This window comes from Arthrobacter sp. NPDC055585, assembly GCF_053619115.1.
The window spans coordinates 1-21,296 of sequence record NZ_JBSHIT010000006.1; the positions used below are offsets into that span (position 1 = coordinate 1).

Below are 21,296 nucleotides of genomic sequence, written 5' to 3' on the forward strand. Positions count from 1 at the left end.
CCCCTCGGGGCGCCGGCCTGCTGCGAAACCTGAGCCGTCGGCTAGTTCTGTTCGATCGCTGACTGGTTGGCTGCTGAGGCCTTTAGCGCGGCAAGGCGTGCTTCGACTTCGGTCTGCTCGCCCAGGTCCTCGAGCGACTCGAACTGAGCGTCGAGGCTCGAAGCAGCCAGTTCGTTCGCGCCGCGGACCCGTGCTTCTTCGCGGCGGATCTTCTCTTCGAAGCGTCCGACCTCGGAGGTGGGGTCCATAACGTCGATGCTCTTGATGGCGTCGTGCATCTGGTTCTGGGCCGCGGCGTTGCGGGAACGGGCAATCAGTTCGTTGCGCTTGGACTGCAGCTGCTGCAGCTTGTCCTTCATCTGGTTCAGCCCGGTCTTGAGACGCTCGACGATTTCCTCCTGGGAAGCGATCGTCGGTTCGGCTCCGCGGGCCTCGTTCTCTGAAGCCATCTGGCGCTGGATGGCCACCTTGGCAAGGTTGTCGAACTTCTCGGCGTCCGTGGTGTTGCCGCTGGCACGGAACTCGTCTGCCTTGCGGGACGCGGCCAGCGCCTTGTTGCCCCAGCTGCGGGCATTCTCCAGGTCTTCGTTGTAGTCGTCCTGCAGCATGCGCAGGTTGCCGATGGTCTGGGCGACGGCGCTTTCGGCCTCGGCGATGTTGTTGCTGTAGTCGCGGACCATCTGGTCAAGCATTTTCTGGGGGTCTTCCGCCTGGTCCAGAAGCGCGTTGATGTTGGCCTTGGCCAGTTGGGCGATCCGCCCGAATATGGACTGCTTTACCATCTGTCTGCCTTTCGCATTTGTGTTCACATAGTGCGTTTTGCTGTTGCCAGCCTGTCAAAATCCCGGTCCGGCAGTAACCCGTCCCGGCAAATTCAGTGGATGCCGTTTGGCTAGAAGTTTCCTCCCGAGGAGCCGAATCCGCCTCCGCCGCCAAAGCCTCCGCCTCCGCCGAAGCCGCCGAACCCTCCGCCGCCCCAGCCTCCGCCGCCGCCGTGCGAGCCGCCGCGCAGGATCGAATCGATCAGGATGCCGCCCAGGATGGCACCGCCGAGGCCGCTGCCCCCTCCGCGTCCGCCGTACATGCCGCCGCCTCCGCCCCAGCCGCCCATGCCGCCGAACCCGTCCACATCCTGCTGCGCCATCTGCGAGGCCTGCGCGGCCAATGCATTGGCCTGCTGGGCATAGGCCAGTGCGCTGACCGGGTCCGAGGACTGCAGGGCAATGGCCTGCTGCAGGTTCCGCTCGGCTTCAGCGAGCCGGGTGCGGGCTTCGCTGCCGACGCCGCCGCGGCGGGCACGAATGTAATCGGACGTTCCGGCGATCTGCGCCTGCGCGGACATGATGGTGTGCTGCAGTGCGTCGCGGGCGCGCCGTTCCTGTTCCTGCCGGTCCCGCAGCCCTTCCAGAGAGGCATCAAGCTGAGCGTTGGCCGATTCCAGCCGGTCCAGGAGATCCACGGGATCGTACCGGCTGCCGCGGGCTGCGGAAACGGCTTCCAGCGCCTGCTCGACGCCGGCAATCGGACCAGCCAGGGCCGGCTGGGCTCCGCCCTGGGAGAAGGCCCGCGCCTGGGCAAGGTCCTGGCGGGCATCGGCGACGGCGCGGTCAAGTTCTGCTGCCGCAGCGTCGAGCCCGGTCCCGGTCCGGTCGATGGCGTCCAGCAGCACATTTGCCTGATGGACACTTTCTTCCGCAGCACGGACTGCGAGCACGGCCGCAGAGGTGTCTCCGGACTGCAGCTTTTCCTGGGCGGTATCGGCGGCATTCTCTACGAACGCCAGCCGTTCCCGGGCCTGGTCGATGTTGTCCCGTACCTTGACCAGCGCGCTCTCGCTGTACCGGGTCTGAAGCCCGTCCAGTGAGGCGCGGGCCGAGTCCAGCCGCGCCGACGCCGCCCGGGCTGAGTCCTGCGCCGAGGCCAGGGCTGCGGGGGCATTGCGTTCAAGTTCGCGGAGCGCGTCGAAGTCTTCCTTATGTGCCTGCAGTGAATCGTTGACTGCCTCGCACCGGCGGATGATGTCCTTAAGCCAGGCCCGCTGCTGCTCTTCCGTGTCCGGGATTTCATCATCGAGCTGCTGCTGCATCTTGAATGACTCGCCCATGTGTGCCCGTGCCACGGCGAGATCGTCCGTGAAAGTGGACACGGCGTCGTCGCCGTACTGGGCCGCAGCGAAGGCAAGTTCCTGCTCGCTGGACTTGATGGCGTCATCTGCTGCGACCAGCAGGCTTCCGGCGCGCTTGCGCAGGTCCGCCACGCTCATGGCATCCAGCGGGTCTTTCGGTGCAGTCTGCTCCCTGCTCGCTACCGCGCGCTGTCCGCGCTTTCGGCTGCGCACCAGGAAGAAGACGGTGAAGGCACCCACCAGCACTACGGCGGCGACCGCAAAGGCCGGAACCAGGCTGGAGCCGCCGGTGGAAACTTCACCGCTGCCCCCGCCGGCGATGTCTTCCAGCGATTTGGTGGCATTGACTGCGGCCGCGGTCCAATCCGCCGAGGTAATGTTCTGGTTCCCCAGCAGCGGCTCCTGCGCGGCCTGGAGGATGGCGTTGCGCCGGGCCTCCGTAAGGACTGACTGGTCCCCGGTGGCCACTTCCATCCTGCGTTCCTCCGTGGCAATGCTCAGGAGCGCCTCCCGCGAGCCCATGTCCTTGGAGGTGACTACGTCCTGCGCCCAGGCGGAGGCATCGCTGGGGTTCGTGAAGCTGTCCACGAACACCACATAGAGCGTGTAGCCGGTGCTCTCCTGGACATTGCTGATGGCCTGCTGCACTTCCGAGGTGCCGGAGGAGCCGAGGGAATCATTGGTATCCACCAGATACTGGCCCGGGGGAATGGTCACCGGAGAATCGGCGTGCGCTGCAGACGGGGCGAACACCGCCAGCGCACTCAGAGCCAGCACGGCTGCAAACCGCTTCGTCCTCAACCGCATAAAAGAATCCTTAGTCTGTCCGTAAACTGCACTGGGTCACGGGTTCGTGGGCTGCCGGGCGGATATGGATCTGATTCTATGGGCGCCCACACCGCCAGTCCACCACGAAACCGTATCCCATCAGTCTGTACGTTCCCTCGGACTAAGCGGCGTTGACTAGGGCAGACGGAGGAACCGCCGCACTGGTGCCCGCTGCGAACCTCATTCGGGAAATTCCCAGCAGACATTCAGAAACCTCGTGCCTCGGACACAGACTCCCCTGCGATAGTTGATAGGTCGATACTTGTGGGTACACCGAATTTTCGAAAGGACGCCCATATGAGTGAGCACTTCGGGGGCGCTGAAGGCCCGCAGCGGCCGCTGCCTCCCCGCCCTCCGGTCCCGCCGGCGTCGTCCGCCCCGGATGCAGGGAACGCTTCGGATGCAGATAACTCTCCGGACGCAGGGAACGCTCCGGACGCAGGGAACACTGACCGGTCCGCTGCGGACACCACGCGCCTTCCGGCAGGCGGCGCCCATCCGGCCCCCGCTGCTTCGGATTCCGGCGCGCCCTGGACGGCCCGCCAGACCGGGGGCGAAGGCGGCTCCACACCCGGCGGACAGAGTCCTTCCGGCACGTTCCACAGCGCCGGCTACAACCGGGATGCAGGCCCCGCACCGCAGACCGCTCCCGGCGGTTCGTACCCTGCCGGAGGGCCCGCACAGCCCGGCGGATACGGCGGCGGCTACGGCGGTCCCTACGGGGGCGCCCCGTCCCAGCCGGCGGCCGCGGGCGGACGCCGGCGGTACGGAACGGGAACCATCGTCGGCGCCATGCTCATCGCGGGACTCCTGGGCGGCGGCGTGGCTGTCGCGGCGGATGCCATCCTGGACAACGGGGATTCGACGGCCGGGACAACCGGCCAGTCCAATACGGTGGTTGTCAATGACACGGACAACGTCAATGCCATTACTGCCGCGGCCGTAAAGGCCTCACCCAGCGTTGTGACGATCGAAGTCTCCGGCTCCGGTTCCTCCGGAAGCGGATCGGGAATCATTCTGGACAACGACGGCCATATCCTCACCAACACCCATGTGGTGACCCTTGGCGGCACGGTTGCCGACCCCAGCATCGAAGTCCAGACCGAGGACGGGCGGGTGCTCCCGGCTACCGTGGTTGGAACCGACCCGCTTTCCGACCTGGCAGTGATTCAGGTGGACGCGGATAACCTGACGCCGGCAACGCTCGGTGACTCGGACAACCTGAACGTCGGCGACTCCGTGCTTGCCATCGGGGCTCCGCTGGGACTCTCCGGAACTGTCACAGACGGAATCGTCTCCACCCTGAACCGCACCATCAGCGTGCAGTCCTCCGCAGCGCCGGAATCCGATTCGGACTCCGCTCCCGAAGATGACGGATTCGGCTTCCGGTTCGCGCCGCCGGACGGTTCTTCCCAGAACCAGAGCTCGGCGTCGAACTCGATCTACCTCAACGTGATCCAGACTGACGCGGCGATCAACCACGGCAACTCCGGCGGGGCCCTGGTCAACACTGACGGCGACGTCATCGGCGTCAACGTGGCCATTGCGTCTGCCTCCTCCGGGTCCAGCGGAGAGGACAGCGGCAACATCGGCGTCGGATTCGCGGTGCCCGCAAGCTACGCGCAGCGTGTAGCCGACGAGATCATCGACAACGGCTCCGCGAGCCACGGGTTCCTGGGCGTTTCGGTAACCCCGGCAACGGGTTCCGGCTCTTCCTCCTCGTTCACGATCGGTGCCGAGATTGCGGATAACCCTGCCAGCGGCACTCCCGCAGCTCGGGCGGGCCTGCAGAAGGGAGACATCGTGACGTCTGTGGACGGTATCCCGATCACCGACGCACAGTCCCTGACTGCCGCCATCCGCATGCAGGCTGCCGGCAGCAAGGTCACCATTGACTACGTGCGTGACGGCCAGAGCGAAAGCACCGACGCCACACTCGGAGATTCAGCACAGCAGTAAGCGCCTGCGGGCGTCTTTCGGACCGGCCCCGCCTGCCGCCCGGCAGGCGGGGCCGGCCTGTTTTCCAGGTAGTACGTTCGAGCCCCGGGGCAGCGTGTGATTAGCTTTAATCTGTCGCCGCCGACGGGCGGGGGATGCCGGAACACAGACCGGCGGAATCTTCCTACAGGAAAGGCCGGAATGCAGGAGTCAGCCAACAGGCCGCTGAACATTGTTGTTTTGGTGAAGCACGTCCCGGACACCCAGTTTGACCGCCGCCTCGACGGACCGGACCACACCCTGGACCGTTCCGAGAGCATCCTCTCCGAACTTGACGAGTACGCCCTCGAAGCCGCCCTCCAGCTGGCGGAGGAACGCGGGGGAGAGAAGGGCGGAAACTCGGTCACCGCCCTTTCCATGGGCCCCGCGGCGGCCGTGAATGCCGTGAAGAAGTCCCTCCAGATCGGTGCCTACAAGGGCGTGCATCTCCTGGATGACGCCTTGGCGGGTTCCGACGCCGCTGCCACCTCCCTGGCACTGGCCGCTGCCGTCCGGCATTTCGAATCCACCCAGGGGCCCGTGGACCTGGTCATCACCGGCATGTCCTCGACCGACGGCGAAACGTCCCTGGTTCCCGCGCAGCTTGCTGAGCGCTTCGGCTTTGCGCAGGTGACGTTCGCTTCAGAGCTTGAAACCATTGCCGGCCAAACGGGTCCGGTGCTGCGCGCCCGGCGCGACGGCGACTCCTACTCTGAGATCATCGAGGCTCCGCTCCCGGCAGTCGTCTCGGTTACGGACCAGGCGAACGAACCGCGTTATCCGAACTTCCGCGGCATCATGGCAGCCAAGAAGAAGCCGGTTCTCGTGCTCTCCCTGCAGGAGATTGGTGTTGACCCTGCCCAGGTGGGCAAGGCGGGTTCCTGGACGTCCGTGGCCGCTTCCGCTCCGCGCCCGGCCCGGGGCGCTGGCACGATCATCACGGACGACGGCGACGCCGGAGTCAAGCTGGTGGACTACCTCGCCTCGCAGAAACTCATCTAGCACGTCCCTTACGGCGCTGCCGCGCCCGCACACCTAGGAGAGCGCCCCATGGGCTCCGTACTGGTTTTTATTGACGTTCCTTCCCTTCCCCTTCCCCGTGCCGCCCGTGAGCTGCTGGCCATTGCCGGTACGCTCGGCACTCCGGAGGTCGCCTCTCCCCGGCAGCTCTCCGATGACGCTGCGGCGGAGCTCGGTGCCTGCGGCGTGGCACGTATCTACGAACCGGGCTCCGAGCTGCCGGACGTCCTCGTAGCGGGCAAGGCTGCCTTCCTTGCCGAAGCAGTCCGTGCCGCGAACCCCGACGCCGTGCTGCTGGGCAATTCCTTCGAGGACCGGGAAGTGGCGGCCCGGGTTGGCATCAAGCTTGGCTCCGGAGTTATCACCGACGCCGTGGCAGTGGCGCCGGACCTTTCCGTAACCAAGTCCGTCCTGGCCGGTTCCTACACTTCAACCTGCCGGGTCGAGACGGGGACCCCGATCATCACCGTCAAGGCAAACTCCGTAGAACCGGCAGAGCCCGGTGCCGGCAGCACTCCCGAACGCAGCCTGGTGGCAGTACCGGAAACCGGGCCGGCCGCAGTGGTGGCCGAGCGCTCGGAGAAGCGCGTCAGCGGGCGCCCGGAGCTCTCCGAAGCGCGCGTCATCGTGGCCGGAGGCCGCGGCGTGGACGGGGACTTCAGCCCGGTCGAAGAACTTGCGGACCTGCTCGGCGGAGCTGTTGGTGCTTCCCGTGCGGCAACTGACGCCGGCTGGATTGAGCACTCGGCGCAGGTGGGCCAGACCGGCAAGACGGTTTCCCCTCAGCTGTACATCTCCGCCGGCATCTCCGGTGCCATCCAGCAGAAGGCCGGAATGCAGACCGCCAAGGTGATTGTGGCTGTGAACAAGGACCCCGACGCACCAGTCTTCGAGATCGCCGACTTCGGTATTGTGGGCGACCTTGCGACGGTACTGCCGCAGGCCTCGGAAGAGATCCGGAAGCGCCGCGGATGAGCGGTCTCCCCGATACGGCGCCCGGACGGGTCCTGGCGTTCGCAGCACACCCGGATGACATCGACTTCGGAGCCGCCGGAACCCTGGCCAAATGGGCAGCCCTGGGGACCGAGATTTCCTACTGCATTATGACCTCAGGGGATGCCGGCGGTTTTGAAGCCGGCGGACGTGAGGACATCACCGCCCGCCGCAACGCTGAGCAGCGCGCAGCAGCGGACATCGTGGGCGCCGGAGAGATCCATTTCCTGGGGGAGCGCGACGGATTCCTTGCCGTCAGCCACGAAGTAGTCGGCAAGGCGGTGGAGCTGATCCGCAGGGTGCGTCCCGACGTCGTGCTTTCAATGCACCCGGAGCGCAACTGGTCCCGGATCCAGGCCAGCCACCCGGACCACCTGGCCTGCGGTGAAATTGTCACCCGGGCGGTGTACCCGGCAGCTGAGAATCCCTTTGCCTACCCCGAACTCGAGGAGCACGGGCTGCACGCGTACAAGGTGCCGTGGCTGGTGTTCTACGGTGCTCCGCGGGAACGCGAAAACCACGCAGAGGACATCACCGCAGAGGTGGACACCAAACTGGAAGCTGTGCGGGTCCATGCCAGCCAGCATCCCGACCTGGCCGGCATGGAGTCAGCGGTGCGGGCATTCCTGCAGGAGAACGCGCAGCGGCACGGGCTGCCCGCGGGCACCAGCGCGGAGGTCTTCCATGTGGTGGGAGTCAACACTCCCGCCACCATCGCCGGCTTCTAGGGCTTTACGGCTGTCACCAGCAGGGTGTCCGCGTTCAGGGTGTACTCCTCGCCCAGCTCGGCCAGGAAGGCATCACGGACACGCCCTGCGGCGGCGGCATCGGCCGGCAGCAGCAGGCGGAGCGGGCTGCCCATCACCAGGGACCAGGCCAGGTCCGGGCTCAGCAGCACCGGAACGGACGTGTGTACGGCATGAACGTCCTTCAGGCCCAGGCCCTGCAGCCAGTCCGAGGCCTTCTGCGGAGTGTTAATGCGGATCATGTTGTCCCGGGAGGACTCGCTCGTATCAGGGAGCTCCACGCCTTCGGCCGCACAATGCCGGAACAGCGCGGAGGAGAAGTCCGTCAGCGCGCCCTCAGCCCAGGTGCTGAAGGCAAGCCTGCCGCCGCTTCGGAGCAGTGATGCCAGATGGCGTACTCCGGCGTCCATGTCCGGGAGGAAGAAAACAGCGTAACCGCACAGGACGGCGTCGTACTGGGTGCCGGGGCGGAACCCCATGATGTCCGACTGGGTGAAGACAACGTTCTCCAGGGAGAGCGTCTTGGCTTTGGCCGCCGCCACCTCAAGCAGCTCTGCGGAGAGGTCAACCGCATCCACCACCGCATCCGGCCCGGCGCTCTGCGCGGCCGGAACGGTGATTGAACCGCCGCCGCAGCAGGCATCCAGGACGCTTTCATCCAGCTTGATGTCCGCCGCGGCCACCAGGGCGTTGCCCATCGGGTTCCACAGCGAAGGCGCCATACGCTCAAAGTCGGCGGCGCCGGCGTCGAAGATCTCGGCAAGGGGCTGCTGGTCGGGCATTGGAGTGTCCTTTGGCTTAGAGCTGGGCACCTGCGAAACCGTGCTGGCGCCAGGCTTCGTAGACAGCGATGGAGGCGGAATTCGCAAGGTTCAGCGACCGCAGGGAAGGGAGCATGGGCAGCCGCACCCGCGCGGTGACCCGGGGATCGTGTTTAACTTCCGCCGGCAGGCCAACTGACTCCGGACCGAAGAGCAGAACGTCGCCGGGCTGGTAGGCCACATCCGTGTAGGAGGTCTCGCCGTCGGAGGTGAAGGCATAGACCCGCTCCGGCTTCAGGGCCTCAAAGGCAGCCTCAAGGTTCGGATGCACGTGCATCACGGCCAGGTCATGGTAGTCCAGGCCGGCGCGGCGCAGCTTGGAGTCTTCAAAATCGAAGCCCAGGGGCTCCACCAGGTGGAGTTCGGCGCCGGTGATTGCGGCAAGACGGATCGCGTTGCCCGTGTTGCCCGGGATTTCAGGGGTGTAGAAGAGGATGCGGAACACGTCTTTATCCTATGCCCGAGCCGCTACTGTTTCGTCGCGTCAAGCAGCGCACCCAGCACCGGCAGCAGGACGGTGTTCGGCTGCGGCCCGGTGCTGAAGAACCGGCGGAGGTCCCGGGCCAGCGTTCCCGGATTCACGACGTCGACGGGCGCCGACTCGGGCAGGTTCGGCGGGGAATCAATGATCGGCTCAAACGGGTTCTGGTTCGGGCTGTGCAGGACCAGCCAGCCGGAGACGCGCACATCCGGGAACCTTTCCTGCAGGGTGCGCACCGCATCGGCCAGGCGCAGCGAGCCCACGGCCCGGCCGCGGTGGCGCAGCTGCGTGCCGTCCCAGTACCAGGCACCCGGGGAAGCCATGATCGAATCGATGACTGCCATCCGGTACCCGCCGAGCAGCACGTGCCCTATTTCAAGGTTGCCGCCGCGCGGGCCGCTGTCCGGGATATGGAGGCTGTTAACAAGGCGCCCGGCCGGATAATCCGGCAGCAGCGAGTTGGCCAGCAGTCCGATGGTGAGGTTTTCAGCGTCGAAACGTGATCCGGCTGAGGAACCCATCCGCTTGAACAGTCCGGGGCGAACAGGTTCGCCGTTGACCTGGCGCCCGATCATGGCCAGCGGAATCGCCGGCGGACGCTGCGGCGTGAAATCCGGCTCGAAGACGGGAGGCTTGCCGAAGTCAGGATTCGGTGCAGGCCGGCCGGCGGATGTGCCGGCCGTCCGGGCGGTTCCTGCCGTTCCAGCCGGGCGCGCGGGGGAGGCACCGGAAACCGGTCCGGCGTCCCCGGAACGGCCCAGCCTGCGGTCATAGGCGCTGCGCTGTTCGGGATCGGAGAGGACCTGGTATGCCTCGGAAATCAGGTGGAAGTGCTCGCTGCTGCCCCCGTGGTCTGGGTGGGTCCGCCGCGCAGCGCGACGGTAGGCGGACTTGATTTCATCAACGGTGGCCGACGGCGTGAGCCCCAGTACCTCATAAAGCGATTGGGCTGGGGGAGTCACTGGTGGTCCTTTCGGTAGCACCGCGGGCCCGGTCAGGCTGCGGCACGGACGTACACTTGCGCCTGCACTAACCGGCACAGGCACCGGTATAACGCTGCAGGGCCCGGATTAGTTCACCTCATTCGCCCTGTTCGCTCCCGGTGGAGCCCCAATTCTAGCCGCTGGTATCCGCCTCCCGGTGCGCCGCTCCGGGCAGGAAGGCGTGCAGTGAACAAGCCGAACCGGATTGCCGGACCGGCTGCGGACCGCACTCCGGGGCCCGGGCGCTAGAATTGTCTGGTGCCCGTGTACCTCGACCACGCGGCGACCACGCCGATTTCGGCTTCGGCCCTCGCCGCACTTACTTCCGAACTGAGCCGCAGCGGCAATCCATCCTCGCTGCACGGCTCCGGCAGACGCGCCCGGATGGTGGTGGAAGACTCCCGGGAAGCACTGGCCGCAGCGCTGGACTGCCACCCGTCCGAGGTCATTTTCACCTCCGGGGGAACCGAAGCAGACAACCTGGCGGTGAAGGGACTGTACTGGTCCCGGCGGGACGCCGATCCGCGCCGCACCCGCATCCTGTGCTCACCCGTCGAGCACCACGCCGTGCTGGACACCGTGGAATGGCTCCAGAAGCATGAAGGCGCCGAAGTCTCCTGGCTTCCGGTGGATTCCGACGGCGTTGTGAGCCTCGACGCGGTGCGCCGCGAGCTGGAAGAACACGGTGCCGAGACAGCCCTGGTCACCCTGATGTGGGCGAACAACGAGGTAGGCACCCTCCAGGACATCCCGGCGCTGGTTGAACTGGCACATTCCCACGGGGTTCCGGTTCATTCCGACGCCGTGCAGGCCTTTGGTGCCGTGCCCGTCAGCTTCCGCGAATCCGGCCTGGACACCATGGCGGTCAGCGGGCACAAGATCGGCGGACCGGTGGGCGTTGGAGCCCTGGTGGTGGGACGCGCCGTCAAACTCACTCCGGTGCTCCACGGCGGCGGACAGGAACGCGATATCCGCTCCGGGACCCTGGACAAGCCCGGCATCGCGGCGTTTGCTGCAGCAGCACGGGAAGCCACGGAGAACCTCGCCGACGAAAGCGCGCGCCTGCGTACCCTGCGCAACTACCTGATTGCCGCCGTCGAACGCACTGTTCCGGGGGCCGTGCTGCGCGGACCGCGTGATGACGAGGACGGCACCCGCCGGCTGCCCGGCAACGCTCACTTCACCTTCCCCGGCTGTGAGGGCGACTCCCTGCTTTTCCTCCTGGACCTCGCGGGGGTAGAGTCGTCCACCGGCTCCGCGTGCACCGCGGGCGTGCCGCGCCCGTCCCATGTGCTGCTTGCCATGGGACTGAGCGAAACGGAGGCACGGGGTGCCCAGCGGTTCAGCCTGGGGCATACATCCACCGCCGAAGACGTTGATGCACTAATAGACGCCCTGCCCGAAGCGTACGAACGGGCCAAGAAGGCCGGCATGGCGGGCAGTGAAAGCAGCATACGAACAGCAGGAACGGGTTTTTAGCTAATGAAGGTTTTGGCAGCAATGAGCGGCGGAGTGGACTCCGCCGTAGCCGCAGCACGGGCAGTGGAGGCAGGGCACGACGTCGTCGGGGTCCACCTGGCGCTGTCCCGTATGCCGGGCACCCTGCGCACCGGCAGCCGCGGCTGCTGCACGATCGAGGATTCCCGCGATGCCTGGCGGGCCTGCGACATCCTGGGCATCCCGTACTACGTCTGGGACTTCTCCGAGCGGTTCAAGGAAGACGTGGTTGATGACTTCGTTGCCGAGTACGCCGCCGGCCGCACGCCGAACCCGTGCATGCGCTGCAACGAGCGGATCAAGTTCGCCGCGCTGCTGGAGAAGGCACTGGCCCTGGGCTTCGACGCCGTCTGCACCGGCCACTACGCCAAGGTCATTACCGACGCCGACGGCAACCCGGAGCTGCACCGCGCAGCGGACTGGGCAAAGGACCAGTCCTACGTGCTGGGCGTCCTGACCCACGAGCAGCTCAAGCATGCCATGTTCCCGCTGGCCGACACCCCGTCCAAGGCCGAGGTGCGGGCTGAAGCCGAGCGCCGCGGCCTGTCCGTCGCGAACAAGCCGGACAGCCACGACATCTGCTTTATCCCCGACGGCGATACCCGCGGGTGGCTCGAAGAGCGAATTGAGATGACCGAGGGCGAGATTGTGGATCCCAGCGGTGAAACGCTCGGCACCCACCCCGGCGCCAACGCCTTTACGGTTGGCCAGCGGAAGGGCCTGAAGCTGGGCCGCCCCGCGGCGGACGGCAAGCCCCGCTTTGTGCTTGAGATCCGGCCGAAGGAAAACAAGGTCATTGTGGGCCCGGAGAAGCTGCTTGAAATCGACCAGATGCGCGGCATCAAGGTCTCCTGGGCCGGGCTGCCGATCCGGGAGGTGGGAACCGGAGAAACCTTTGAGTGCACCGCGCAGGTCCGGGCCCACGGGGACCCCGTACCCGCCACCGCCTGGATGGAAACCGGGGAGGACTCCCGCAGCGAACTGGTGGTCCGGCTGAAGGACCCCATGCGCGGCGTCGCCCCCGGGCAGACCGTGGTGATCTACCAGGGCACCCGGGTGCTGGGCCAGGCAACCATTGATTCTGCCCGTTCCCTGCAGTGGGATCCCGCAGCAGTCTCCTAATCCACACCGCCGTAACCTGCACCGGTACGCAGGCGGCTGGACCCTAAACTGGAGTCATGAGTACTGCACCAGCTGACGATTTCGACCCCACAGCCAGTTCCCTTGCCGGGAAGGTGGCCGACGAGGTCATGGCCGAGCTGCTTGCCATGCGCAGCAGCATCGACAACATCGACGCCACGCTGGTTTATCTTCTGGCCGAGCGTTTCAAGGCCACCCAGCGGGTGGGCCACCTGAAGGCCGAACACCACCTGCCGCCGGCGGATCCGGGCAGGGAAGTTGCCCAGATCGCCCGGCTGCGGCGCCTGGCCGAAGACGCCAACCTTGATCCGGCCTTTGCCGAGAAGTTCCTGAACTTCATCATCAGCGAAGTCATCCGGCACCACCAGGCCATTTCCGAGACCCGCAACGGCGGTAGTAATGCCGAAGGAGCCTGAGCAGCCTGCCGCTGCCCCGTCAGGTGTGACTGCTTCCGCCGCGGGCACCTGGCCCGGAACCGACCCGCTGGAAGCAGCAAAGACCATCCGCGGGGAACTGGGCGAGCCGCACCTGCCGTTCCTGGTTGAGCTGCCCCACCGCGGCGTAGGAGCCGATGCAGCGGGCCGGACCGCGGCGCTGCTGGTGGACCTGCCGGTAGACCTGCAGCCCCACGGCTGGCGCCTGGTGGACCGTCCCGGCATCGACTACCGGCGGGCAGTATCCCTGCTCTCCCGGGACATCAACACCCTCGCCGATGTCATCGGTGTGGAAGAAGCTCCAAGCTCCGGGCTCAAGATTTCCCTGCAGGGCCCGCTGACGCTTGGCGCCGGACTCTATCTGCATAACGGTGAACGGGCTCTGTCCGACGCCGGTGCGCGGCGGGAGCTCACCGAGTCCCTGGCCGCGGGAGCAGCAGAGTACGCAGCCCGGGTCAAGGCGATTGCCCGCGGTGCTGCCATTACCGTCCAGCTCGATGAACCCCTCCTGGATCAGGTCCTGGGCGGCCGCATCCCCACCGCCAGCGGTTACCGGACCCTGCGCTCGGTTCCCGCGCAGGAGGCATCCCTTGCCTGGAGCCTGCTGCGGGATTCACTGCTGGCTGCGGGAGCGTCCTCCGTCATCGTGAACCTGCCCTCAGCCCGCCACCGCGAACCGGGCTCCGGTCTGGACCTCGCCCTCGGTGCAGGCGCCGACGGCGTCGCGGTGCCGCTGCGCGGATTGGGCAACGCGGACTGGGAAGGCATTGCCGAGGCCGTTGAAGCCGGAAAGCAGACCTGGCTCGGCGTCCTGCCGCTGCCTGCTCCCGGGGAAGCCCCCCGGCAGGTGACGGCGCTGGTCCAGGACATTACTGCGCCGTGGCAGCGGGTTGGACTTCCCCTGAGGGACCTGCCGGCCGTTGGCATTCTGCCCGCCGGCGATCTCGCGGATATTGCACCCTCCGGCGCACGGCGCGTGCTTGAACGCCTTACCCAGACTGCTTCGGCGCTGGACCAGCTGGCGGCCGAAGGCTAAAGGGCCCGGCCGGCTAAAGGCGGCGCTCCCACTTTTCCGGTTCCGCGTCGGGCGGCAGGACGCCGTCGAAGTCCCGGTATTCGTAGGTGAAGCTTCCGTCGTAGACAAACACGGTGCCGAACTGGCGCTGGCGCACCAGGGTCCGGATGCGGAAGCGCCCGGTTTGTTCATCCCACCACTGTTCGGCATGCGCATCCGCGCCGGCCAGTACCGGAACCGGTATCCGCAGCCTGCCCAGGAACAGGCGGGTATGCGGAGAATGCATGTGCAGGTGTCCGTCGGCTGAAACCGAGAGATCCAGGTCTGTAGCGAGGTTGCGCCTGCGCCCCACGTAGTCGGTGAGTCCGGTGGGGGAGGTGAGCGAGGTGGTGTCCTCGAAGATCCGCTGACCGCGGTCGAACTGGAAGGCACGGACTGCTGTCAGTGAGGACCGGCCAAAAGGATCGCGGTGCGCGTAGTTGCGGATCGTGAACGGCACATCACGCCCAAAGTCGGGAAAGAACGCGTTGGTGACCGGCAGTGCGGAGAGCACCGGGCGCAGTGCCGGGCGCGGGCTTCCGGCGACGTCGAAGACACCGGCGCCAAAACCGTACCGGCCCTGGTCCGGCTGCAGCGAGAAGTATTCCTGGAGCTGGGGCTGGAGGCGGCTAAAAGCGGTGCCCATCGCCCGCTGGTACACGGACCCGTCAGTCATCCATCCAGCCTACGCCGCACCCGGTTCGAGCGCGTGGCCCCTGCGTGCCGAAGGGCCGGTCAGAGACGTCCGGAGGCTTTGAGCCGGATGTACATGTCAGCCAGTTTGGGCGGCAGTTCATGCGGGGGTTCATCAACGACCTCCGCGCCCATGGACTTCAGCTGCGCGGTGACTGCGGCCCGGTCAAGCAGGGCACGTTCGGCGGCGGCGGCACGGAAGACCGCCGAGGCTGACGTCCGGTCGGTCCGCAGCTCGTCCAGCGCGGGGTCCCGGACGGAGGCCACAACCACCACGTGCTTGGCCAGCAGCGACGGCAGCACCGGAAGCAGCCCTTCTTCCACGGCACCGGCGTCGAGCGAGGTAATCAGCACTACCAGTGAACGCCGCGAGGATACCGATGCCACAACGCCCGGCAGCAGGGAGAAATCAGCCTCGATCAGTTCGGCGTCCAGCGGGGCCATGGCGCCGGCGAGCCGGCTGAGCAGGTTGGCTTTGGCAGCGGAATCCACCCGGGCACGCACCCGCCGGTCGAAGGCCACAAAATCCACGCGGTCGCCGCCGCCGTGGGCGAGCATCCCCAGCAGCAGGGCGGCCTCGATCCCGGTGTCCAGCCGCGGCTCATCCAGGATCCGCGCGGCGGCAGTCCGGGACGTGTCCAGTGCCAGAATCACCCGGCGGTCCCTTTCCGGACGCCAGGTGCGCACCACTGTGTCCCGGCGGCGCGCCGTCGCGCGCCAGTCGATGGAACGGACGTCGTCGCCGCGGACATAGTCACGCAGGGAATCGAACTCGGTGCCTGCCCCCCGCAGCTGCACCGAGGCGTTGCCGTCCAGCTCACGCAGCCTGCGCAGCTTCGCCGGCAGGTGGCGCTTGGACCGGAACGGCGGCAGGATCCGCAGGGCTCCCGGGTAGGCAACGGTGCGCTGCCGGGCCGCCAGGCCCAGCGGCCCAAAGGAGCGAATAGTGACCGAGGCAGTGCGCAGGTCCCCGCGGCGTTCAGGGCGCAGCGTACCCGGGGCCCGCCGTGCTTCCCCTGCGGGAACGGTGACGCGGCGCTGCGCCTGCAGCTGGCCGGCGGAGGGCTGCCAGGCGTCCCGCAGCACGGCATGCAGCGTCCGCCCTGAACCGTTCCGGACCACCAGTGCCACAGGCACTTCTTCATCCAGGCGGGCACTTTCCGGCAGCTCCCGTTCCAGCCGGATCTTCAGCGGCGGGGCCGCCAGAGCGATGTCCACGGCTGCGGCTGCTGCCACCAGGCCAAGCCAGGCGAGGATGGTCCCCGTTCCAGGGAAGAGGACGACGGCGGCGGCACCCAGAGCAGCGAGGATCACCAGGCGGTGCGAGACTGCCATCAGCTAGCGGGGAACCGGGACGGTGGCCAGGATGCTGCCGAGCACATCATCGACGCTGACTCCGTCCATCTGGGCCTCGGGCCGCAGGGACACCCGGTGCCGCAGCGCCGGAAGCGTCAGCGCCTTTACGTCGTCGGGCGTGATGAAACTGCGCCCGGAGAGCCAGGCCCAGGCCCGGGCCGTGTTCAGCAGGGCCGTGGCCCCGCGCGGGGAGACGCCCAGCTGGAACGACGGCGCGGAACGGGTGGCGCGCACCAGGTCCACGATGTAGCCCAGTACCTCCGGGGAAGCTTCCACTCCGGCGACTGCCTCCCGGGCTTTCCGGAGATCGGCTTCGCCTGCCACCGGGCGGACCCCGGCGGCGGTCAGGTTGCGCGGATCGAAACCGCTGCCATGACGGCGGATTACCTCGATCTCATCCTCCCGAGAGGGCAGATCCAGGGTCATTTTCAGCAGGAAACGGTCAAGCTGTGCTTCCGGCAGGGGATAGGTTCCCTCGTACTCCACCGGGTTCTGGGTTGCCGCCACCAGAAACGGATCCGGAAGCTGGCGGGACACGCCGTCCACCGTGACCTGGCGTTCCTCCATCGCCTCCAGCAGTGAAGCCTGGGTCTTGGGGGGAGTGCGGTTGATTTCATCGGCCAGCAGGATGTTCGTGAAGACGGGCCCTTCCCGGAAGCTGAACTCGGAGGTGCGCCCGTCGTAGATGAGCGAACCGGTCACGTCGCCGGGCATCAGGTCCGGGGTGAACTGCACCCGCTTGGTGTCCAGGGAAAGTGCTGCTGCCAGGGTCCGGACCAGGAGTGTTTTTGCCACGCCCGGGACACCCTCGAGCAGTACGTGCCCGCGCGCCAGCAGGGCGATGATCAGCCCCGTGACGGCGGCATCCTGGCCCACGACCGCTTTGGCGACTTCCTGGCGGACGCTGTGGAGGGCCCGGCGTGCGTTGTCACCTGCGTCGGCGGCATTGGCCTGGACGCTGCCGGCCGTGCCGGACACTGACGGGTACTGCTGGGTCATGGTTCGGTTATCTCTTCCTCTAGGAACAGCAGCTCCTGTGACCAAGCCACCAGGTCGCTGTCATTTGCGGGTACGTGCCGGTTGAGCAGTGAATCGACGTCCGCGGCCGAACGCCCGGAGCTTTGTGCGGCGGCCTGAACCACCTCGGCGGCAGTACTTCCCGGGCCCAGCCGGAGCCTGGAAGCCAGCCGCACCATGGTGGCTGCGCGCAGGTTCGCAGCGGCCCGGTCAAGCGCACGGCTGTCCTGGTAGAGCCGCGCCCGGCCCTCGGCGGTTTCGGCCGCCCGGACAACCACCGGCATGGGTTCCATAGCCAGCGGCCCAAGCCGCCGGCCGCGCCAGAAGGCAGCCAGCGCAGCAACCACCACGGTCCAGATGAGCAGGGGATTGACCCAGTCAGGCAGGAGGCTGAACGGATTCACCGGACCGGCACCTGCCGGGATGTCGGCCGGCACCGGCAGATACCAGACCAGAGTGTCCGTGCTGCCAAGCGTCCAGAGGGCCAGGGCAGCGTTTCCGTTCTCTGGAACGGTTCCGTTGGCGAGCAGGCCGCTGTACCCCAGGACAGCGGCGGAACCGTCACCGGCTGCCGCGTAAAGTCCGGCTGCGGGTTCGCTGCTGCCGGTCACGGGGAAGCAGGTGTTCGGACCGCGGTATGCCAGCCCTCCGGCACTGATCGACCCCGCGGCTTCCGCAGCCGGATCGCTGCAGCGTGCTCCGGAGACCGCGCCGGCGTCGATGATGTCCTCGGGAACCAGCCCGGCCTGGGAGATGTCCGGGGCAAGCGCCTGAAGCTGCGCGAAGGTTGGTTCTACGAGAACTTTCTTCCGGGCTGCCGCTGCCAGTTCGCCGAGCTGGGAACCCGAAAGGTATTCGTTGGGATCGAAGAACAGCATGGCTGCGTTCTTCCCTTCCAGTGCGGCCAGGGCACTCTCATAGTTCACAGCCTCAACTACCTCCACACCTTGTTCCTGCAGCACGCGGACTACGGCCTGGGCTCCTTCCGGTGCTGCGTTGGAAGCTGAAAGGGGAGTCCGGTTGGCATTCGTGGCGGTCAGCAGACTCAGGACCACCCCGCCGATCAGCAGGAGGGCAAGGACGATCCACAGCCGCCAGGCCCGCAGCCGGCCCCGCAGCATCGAGGGAGCAGCTGCTGCAGCGGCGGGCTGTTCCTGTCCGGGGGCTGCCTGCACGGGCGCACTCATTTGGGTACCGCCAGGGACGGAACAGCCGAAGCAGCAGAGGGTGCCGGCTGGGATGAAAGCAGTGCCGCATCGAGGTCCGCGGCGCGCCGGGCATCGGGTTCAGCAGCGCGGCTGCCGCCGTAGCGGACTTCGTCGAAGCGCCGGCTCAGCCAGCGGATCTCCTCCGCCTCGGCGGGGAAGACGGCGGACAGCGCCGTTCCGGCTTCCTGGGCGGTGCGTCCGGCCTGCGGGTGCAGGATGACCCGTTCTTCAGCCGAGCGCAGGATCGCGCGCAGGCGTTCGGCGAGTGCGCCGTCCCAGTCTCCGGCCTGTGCAGCCTGCTCCGCCAGGGCACGGTGGGCCGCGGCATCCTGGTCCGCACCCGCCTCATCGAAGAGGCCCGCAGGCTTCCTGCGTGCGTTCAGCCGGGGCCGGACCACCAGAACGGCAAGCGCCAGCAGCACCAGCGCGCCCAGCGCCAGAAGCAGGATGCCGGCGGGAGCCCCTACGCCCTGAATGCCGGACAGCAGGTCCGTCAGGAACTCCAGGATCTTCGCAACGGCGCGTTCCAGCAGGCTCGGCTGAGCGTCCTGGTACTCGGCTTTCGAAAGCTCATTCTCGAGCCAGCTGCGGGCTTGATCGGCGTCCGGCTCCACCGGCACTTCCGGGGACTGCCGGAAAATCGCTCCTGTCCTCATGCAGCCCTAGGCGGAACCGGTGTACGGGCCCTGCGGCCACTGGCCGGAGGCTGCCGGAGGCACGTTGCGGCCCGGAACAAAGTCCGGCCCGGATGCGGCTGCGATTTCCTGGTCCTTCATCAGGGCCACATCGAAGCCTTCCCGGCGCATGCGCAGGTCAATGTAGAGCAGCGAGGTGACGGCGGCCTGGAAGGCGTAGCCGATGGCACCGAAGAAAGCGGACACCGCCGTCGTCAGGATCAGGACCGGGAGTACGGCCGAGAGGTCGTCAGCAGCTGCTTCCTGTGTCCCGAAGGAGGCAAAGAGGGTGATCAGCATCGTGATCGGGGTGCTGATCACGGACACGATGATTGAAACGATCACACTGGTCAGCAGCAGGATGCCGAAGGTGCGCCACCAGTTCCGCCGCGTAAGGCTCCAGGACCGGGAGATCGCGGCGAAGACGCCGCGGGGTTCGGCGACCAGCGCCGCCGGTGCCAGGGCGAGCTTAACCGACAACCAGGCGAACACTGCGACGAGCGCCAGGACACCGACCACAGTCAGGAACACGCCCAGGGGCCCCAGGAACTCGATCACCAGGACCAGCAGGAAGATGAACACCACGATTCCGACGGCGGCGGCGGCGAAGAGCAGCAGGCCCAGGCCGGCGAGGCGCAGGCCGGAGCCCTTGGCCAGGCGCCAGGTCTGGCCGAACCCGGTCTTGAGGTTCAGGATCGCCCGTGCCACGGGGATAACGAGCAGGCCCTGCATCAGCAGGATGCCGATGGCCGAGACGATCGTCAGGGCAGTGCCGCCGGTCAGCGCGGTGGTGCCCAGGGAGAGCGCCTGTTCATCGGTCAGTTCCGATTCCAGCCCGATTTCGCTGATTGGAGCCAGCAGCGACTGGCCGAAAATGACCGTGAGGACCGAGATGACAGCCTGGATGAGCACTGCGATGCCGAAAGTCGCCGCTGGGTTGCGGCGGCAGGCCTGGAACGCGCCGTCGAGGATTTCGCCCAGGCCCAGGGGGCGCAGCGGAATAACGCCGGGCTTGGGCGGAGCGCTGTACTGGCCGGGCGGGTAGGGACCCTGCGGGTATCCGCCGGGCGCGCCGGTGCCGTACGGGTTGGACGCATAGGGGTTGGACCATCCCGGAGGCGCGGGCTGGCCGTAGGGCGGAGGTGTTTGGCCGGGCAGCTGCTGACCCCACTGCGGCTGCTGGCCCCACTGGGGCTGCTGGCCCCAGGGCGCCTGCGGCGGCGAGGGGTCCGGCCCGGATCCAGGGCGGGGTACACCGCCGGATTCGGGTTCGTTGTGATTGTCCTGACTCATCCTTGCGCCCCGCCTTTTTGTGTCATGATCTCGTTTCTCCTAGTCCGACTATAGTTTCTGGACGCGCAGACAGGGACCCGGCGGGCCGGGTCAAAAATATGCCGTTAGGGATGATAGGGATAACATGGGCTACTCCGGCATGCCTATCTCCAGGATGCGACTGCCGCATGTCCGGGAAGAGCGCACAGAAAAGGTGCGCGGGTTTTCAACCAGCCCAGGACGTCGAATGCCCTGCGGGCAGGAAGTAACGGGGAACAGAAAAGCATGAAGGCACGGATACTGGTCGTAGACGACGACGAAGCGCTGGCCGAAATGATCGGCATTGTGCTCCGCAACGACGGGTTCGACCCCGTTTTCTGTGCCGACGGCGCGCAGGCGCTGGAAGTCTTCCGCAGCTCCAAGCCGGACCTCGTGCTGCTGGACCTGATGCTCCCCGGAATGGACGGCATCGAGGTATGCCGCCAGATCCGTGCCGAGTCCGATCTTCCGATTGTGATGCTGACGGCCAAATCTGACACCGCCGACGTCGTCCGCGGCCTTGAATCCGGTGCCGACGACTACGTGCCCAAGCCGTTTAAGCCCGCCGAGCTGGTAGCCCGCGTCCGCGCCCGGCTCCGCCCGGTCGACTCAAAGGCTCCCGAGACACTGTCTATCGGTGAAATCTCCATTGACGTGGCCGGTCACTCTGTCTCCCGCGGCAGCGAGCGGATCGCGCTGACACCGCTGGAGTTTGATCTCCTGGTGGCCCTGGCCCGCAAGCCGTGGCAGGTCTTCACCCGGGAAATGCTCCTCGAACAGGTTTGGGGCTACCGCCACGCCGCAGATACCCGCCTGGTGAACGTCCACGTCCAGCGGCTGCGGTCGAAGATTGAGCGGGACCCTGAAGCTCCCGAGATTGTCCTGACGGTCCGCGGTGTTGGTTACAAAGCCGGCCAAAACTAGCTCCGAGCCCTCCG

General features: G+C 66.9%; 20 protein-coding genes. 9 read left to right on the forward strand and 11 right to left on the reverse strand.

Annotated elements, in window-relative coordinates:
- Positions 1-41 precede the first annotated feature (41 nt).
- Positions 42-782: a PspA/IM30 family protein gene (locus ACWGQ2_RS11220; RefSeq protein ID WP_091603118.1), complete on the reverse strand. Its 741-nt coding sequence runs from the start codon at positions 780-782 to the stop codon at positions 42-44.
- 110 nt (positions 783-892) lie between these two features.
- Positions 893-2,932: a TPM domain-containing protein gene (locus tag ACWGQ2_RS11225; RefSeq protein ID WP_452017255.1), complete on the reverse strand. Its 2,040-nt coding sequence runs from the start codon at positions 2,930-2,932 to the stop codon at positions 893-895.
- 318 nt (positions 2,933-3,250) lie between these two features.
- On the opposite strand from ACWGQ2_RS11225, the gene ACWGQ2_RS11230 reads away from it, so the two are divergent.
- The 4 genes from ACWGQ2_RS11230 (at position 3,251) to ACWGQ2_RS11245 (ending at position 7,671) form a co-directional block, all read left to right on the forward strand.
- Positions 3,251-4,912 carry a S1C family serine protease gene (locus ACWGQ2_RS11230; RefSeq protein WP_452017257.1) on the forward strand — a complete coding sequence of 554 codons (1,662 nt, stop codon included), beginning with the start codon at positions 3,251-3,253 and terminating at the stop codon, positions 4,910-4,912.
- 180 nt (positions 4,913-5,092) lie between these two features.
- Entirely contained in the window at positions 5,093-5,932 is an 840-nt protein-coding gene (locus tag ACWGQ2_RS11235) for an electron transfer flavoprotein subunit beta/FixA family protein (RefSeq protein WP_452017259.1), read from the forward strand.
- A 48-nt stretch (positions 5,933-5,980) separates the two neighbouring features.
- Positions 5,981-6,925, forward strand: coding sequence for an electron transfer flavoprotein subunit alpha/FixB family protein (locus ACWGQ2_RS11240; RefSeq protein ID WP_452017261.1), 945 nt, complete (start codon positions 5,981-5,983; stop codon positions 6,923-6,925).
- Entirely contained in the window at positions 6,922-7,671 is a 750-nt protein-coding gene (locus ACWGQ2_RS11245; RefSeq protein WP_452017263.1) for a PIG-L deacetylase family protein, read from the forward strand. The genes ACWGQ2_RS11240 and ACWGQ2_RS11245 overlap by 4 nt, the downstream gene beginning before the upstream one ends.
- Here the strand turns inward: ACWGQ2_RS11245 and ACWGQ2_RS11250 are convergent.
- The 3 genes from ACWGQ2_RS11250 to ACWGQ2_RS11260 are packed head-to-tail and all read right to left on the reverse strand — an operon-like array spanning position 7,668 to position 9,953.
- On the reverse strand, positions 7,668-8,471 hold the full coding sequence (locus ACWGQ2_RS11250) for a class I SAM-dependent methyltransferase (protein WP_452017265.1): 804 nt from the start codon (positions 8,469-8,471) through the stop codon (positions 7,668-7,670). The two genes, ACWGQ2_RS11245 and ACWGQ2_RS11250, sit on opposite strands and share 4 nt — an antisense overlap.
- A gap of 16 nt (positions 8,472-8,487) precedes the next feature.
- Positions 8,488-8,955 carry a tRNA (cytidine(34)-2'-O)-methyltransferase gene (locus ACWGQ2_RS11255; RefSeq protein ID WP_452017267.1) on the reverse strand — a complete coding sequence of 156 codons (468 nt, stop codon included), beginning with the start codon at positions 8,953-8,955 and terminating at the stop codon, positions 8,488-8,490.
- Between the two features lie 23 nt (positions 8,956-8,978).
- On the reverse strand, positions 8,979-9,953 hold the full coding sequence (locus ACWGQ2_RS11260; protein WP_452017269.1) for a J domain-containing protein: 975 nt from the start codon (positions 9,951-9,953) through the stop codon (positions 8,979-8,981).
- Positions 9,954-10,232: 279 nt separating this feature from the next.
- On the opposite strand from ACWGQ2_RS11260, the gene ACWGQ2_RS11265 reads away from it, so the two are divergent.
- Genes ACWGQ2_RS11265 through ACWGQ2_RS11280 form a run of 4 tightly spaced genes read left to right on the forward strand, consistent with a single transcriptional unit; the run spans position 10,233 to position 14,081 of the window.
- Positions 10,233-11,453 (forward strand): cysteine desulfurase family protein, encoded by a 1,221-nt coding sequence (locus ACWGQ2_RS11265; protein ID WP_452017271.1) that lies wholly within the window; start codon positions 10,233-10,235, stop codon positions 11,451-11,453.
- Positions 11,454-11,456: 3 nt separating this feature from the next.
- The gene (gene mnmA / locus ACWGQ2_RS11270) at positions 11,457-12,593 is read left to right on the forward strand and encodes a tRNA 2-thiouridine(34) synthase MnmA (protein WP_452017272.1); all 1,137 of its coding nucleotides are present in this window, start codon (positions 11,457-11,459) and stop codon (positions 12,591-12,593) included.
- A gap of 56 nt (positions 12,594-12,649) precedes the next feature.
- Positions 12,650-13,027: a chorismate mutase gene (locus ACWGQ2_RS11275; protein ID WP_325791460.1), complete on the forward strand. Its 378-nt coding sequence runs from the start codon at positions 12,650-12,652 to the stop codon at positions 13,025-13,027.
- Entirely contained in the window at positions 13,011-14,081 is a 1,071-nt protein-coding gene (locus ACWGQ2_RS11280; RefSeq protein WP_452017274.1) for a hypothetical protein, read from the forward strand. The genes ACWGQ2_RS11275 and ACWGQ2_RS11280 overlap by 17 nt, the downstream gene beginning before the upstream one ends.
- 13 nt (positions 14,082-14,094) lie before the next feature.
- On the opposite strand, the gene ACWGQ2_RS11285 is transcribed toward ACWGQ2_RS11280, so the two are convergent.
- The 6 genes from ACWGQ2_RS11285 to ACWGQ2_RS11310 are packed head-to-tail and all read right to left on the reverse strand — an operon-like array spanning position 14,095 to position 20,340.
- Positions 14,095-14,775: a DUF4166 domain-containing protein gene (locus tag ACWGQ2_RS11285; RefSeq protein WP_452017276.1), complete on the reverse strand. Its 681-nt coding sequence runs from the start codon at positions 14,773-14,775 to the stop codon at positions 14,095-14,097.
- 59 nt (positions 14,776-14,834) lie between these two features.
- On the reverse strand, positions 14,835-16,127 hold the full coding sequence (locus ACWGQ2_RS11290; protein WP_452017278.1) for a DUF58 domain-containing protein: 1,293 nt from the start codon (positions 16,125-16,127) through the stop codon (positions 14,835-14,837).
- Between the two features lie 3 nt (positions 16,128-16,130).
- Positions 16,131-17,147 carry an AAA family ATPase gene (locus tag ACWGQ2_RS11295; protein ID WP_452017280.1) on the reverse strand — a complete coding sequence of 339 codons (1,017 nt, stop codon included), beginning with the start codon at positions 17,145-17,147 and terminating at the stop codon, positions 16,131-16,133.
- Entirely contained in the window at positions 17,144-18,352 is a 1,209-nt protein-coding gene (locus tag ACWGQ2_RS11300; RefSeq protein ID WP_452017282.1) for a DUF4350 domain-containing protein, read from the reverse strand. The genes ACWGQ2_RS11295 and ACWGQ2_RS11300 overlap by 4 nt, the downstream gene beginning before the upstream one ends.
- Positions 18,349-19,029: a DUF4129 domain-containing protein gene (locus ACWGQ2_RS11305; RefSeq protein ID WP_452017284.1), complete on the reverse strand. Its 681-nt coding sequence runs from the start codon at positions 19,027-19,029 to the stop codon at positions 18,349-18,351. The genes ACWGQ2_RS11300 and ACWGQ2_RS11305 overlap by 4 nt, the downstream gene beginning before the upstream one ends.
- 6 nt (positions 19,030-19,035) lie before the next feature.
- Positions 19,036-20,340: a glycerophosphoryl diester phosphodiesterase membrane domain-containing protein gene (locus tag ACWGQ2_RS11310; protein WP_452017286.1), complete on the reverse strand. Its 1,305-nt coding sequence runs from the start codon at positions 20,338-20,340 to the stop codon at positions 19,036-19,038.
- A 264-nt stretch (positions 20,341-20,604) separates the two neighbouring features.
- On the opposite strand from ACWGQ2_RS11310, the gene mtrA reads away from it, so the two are divergent.
- A complete protein-coding gene (mtrA, locus tag ACWGQ2_RS11315; RefSeq protein ID WP_422402052.1) occupies positions 20,605-21,282 on the forward strand; it encodes an MtrAB system response regulator MtrA in 678 nt (225 codons plus the stop codon).
- The last annotated feature ends 14 nt before the right edge of the window (positions 21,283-21,296 follow it).

Coding starts and splice junctions, on each gene's coding strand:
- ACWGQ2_RS11220 (WP_091603118.1), bottom strand. CDS start 782: ATGGTAAAGCAGTCCATATTCGGGCGGATCGCCCAACTGGCCAAGGCC.
- ACWGQ2_RS11225 (WP_452017255.1), bottom strand. CDS start 2,932: ATGCGGTTGAGGACGAAGCGGTTTGCAGCCGTGCTGGCTCTGAGTGCG.
- ACWGQ2_RS11230 (WP_452017257.1), top strand. CDS start 3,251: ATGAGTGAGCACTTCGGGGGCGCTGAAGGCCCGCAGCGGCCGCTGCCT.
- ACWGQ2_RS11235 (WP_452017259.1), top strand. CDS start 5,093: ATGCAGGAGTCAGCCAACAGGCCGCTGAACATTGTTGTTTTGGTGAAG.
- ACWGQ2_RS11240 (WP_452017261.1), top strand. CDS start 5,981: ATGGGCTCCGTACTGGTTTTTATTGACGTTCCTTCCCTTCCCCTTCCC.
- ACWGQ2_RS11245 (WP_452017263.1), top strand. CDS start 6,922: ATGAGCGGTCTCCCCGATACGGCGCCCGGACGGGTCCTGGCGTTCGCA.
- ACWGQ2_RS11250 (WP_452017265.1), bottom strand. CDS start 8,471: ATGCCCGACCAGCAGCCCCTTGCCGAGATCTTCGACGCCGGCGCCGCC.
- mnmA (WP_452017272.1), top strand. CDS start 11,457: ATGAAGGTTTTGGCAGCAATGAGCGGCGGAGTGGACTCCGCCGTAGCC.
- ACWGQ2_RS11275 (WP_325791460.1), top strand. CDS start 12,650: ATGAGTACTGCACCAGCTGACGATTTCGACCCCACAGCCAGTTCCCTT.
- ACWGQ2_RS11280 (WP_452017274.1), top strand. CDS start 13,011: ATGCCGAAGGAGCCTGAGCAGCCTGCCGCTGCCCCGTCAGGTGTGACT.
- ACWGQ2_RS11285 (WP_452017276.1), bottom strand. CDS start 14,775: ATGACTGACGGGTCCGTGTACCAGCGGGCGATGGGCACCGCTTTTAGC.
- ACWGQ2_RS11290 (WP_452017278.1), bottom strand. CDS start 16,127: ATGGCAGTCTCGCACCGCCTGGTGATCCTCGCTGCTCTGGGTGCCGCC.
- ACWGQ2_RS11295 (WP_452017280.1), bottom strand. CDS start 17,147: ATGACCCAGCAGTACCCGTCAGTGTCCGGCACGGCCGGCAGCGTCCAG.
- ACWGQ2_RS11300 (WP_452017282.1), bottom strand. CDS start 18,352: ATGAGTGCGCCCGTGCAGGCAGCCCCCGGACAGGAACAGCCCGCCGCT.
- ACWGQ2_RS11305 (WP_452017284.1), bottom strand. CDS start 19,029: ATGAGGACAGGAGCGATTTTCCGGCAGTCCCCGGAAGTGCCGGTGGAG.
- ACWGQ2_RS11310 (WP_452017286.1), bottom strand. CDS start 20,340: ATGAGTCAGGACAATCACAACGAACCCGAATCCGGCGGTGTACCCCGC.
- mtrA (WP_422402052.1), top strand. CDS start 20,605: ATGAAGGCACGGATACTGGTCGTAGACGACGACGAAGCGCTGGCCGAA.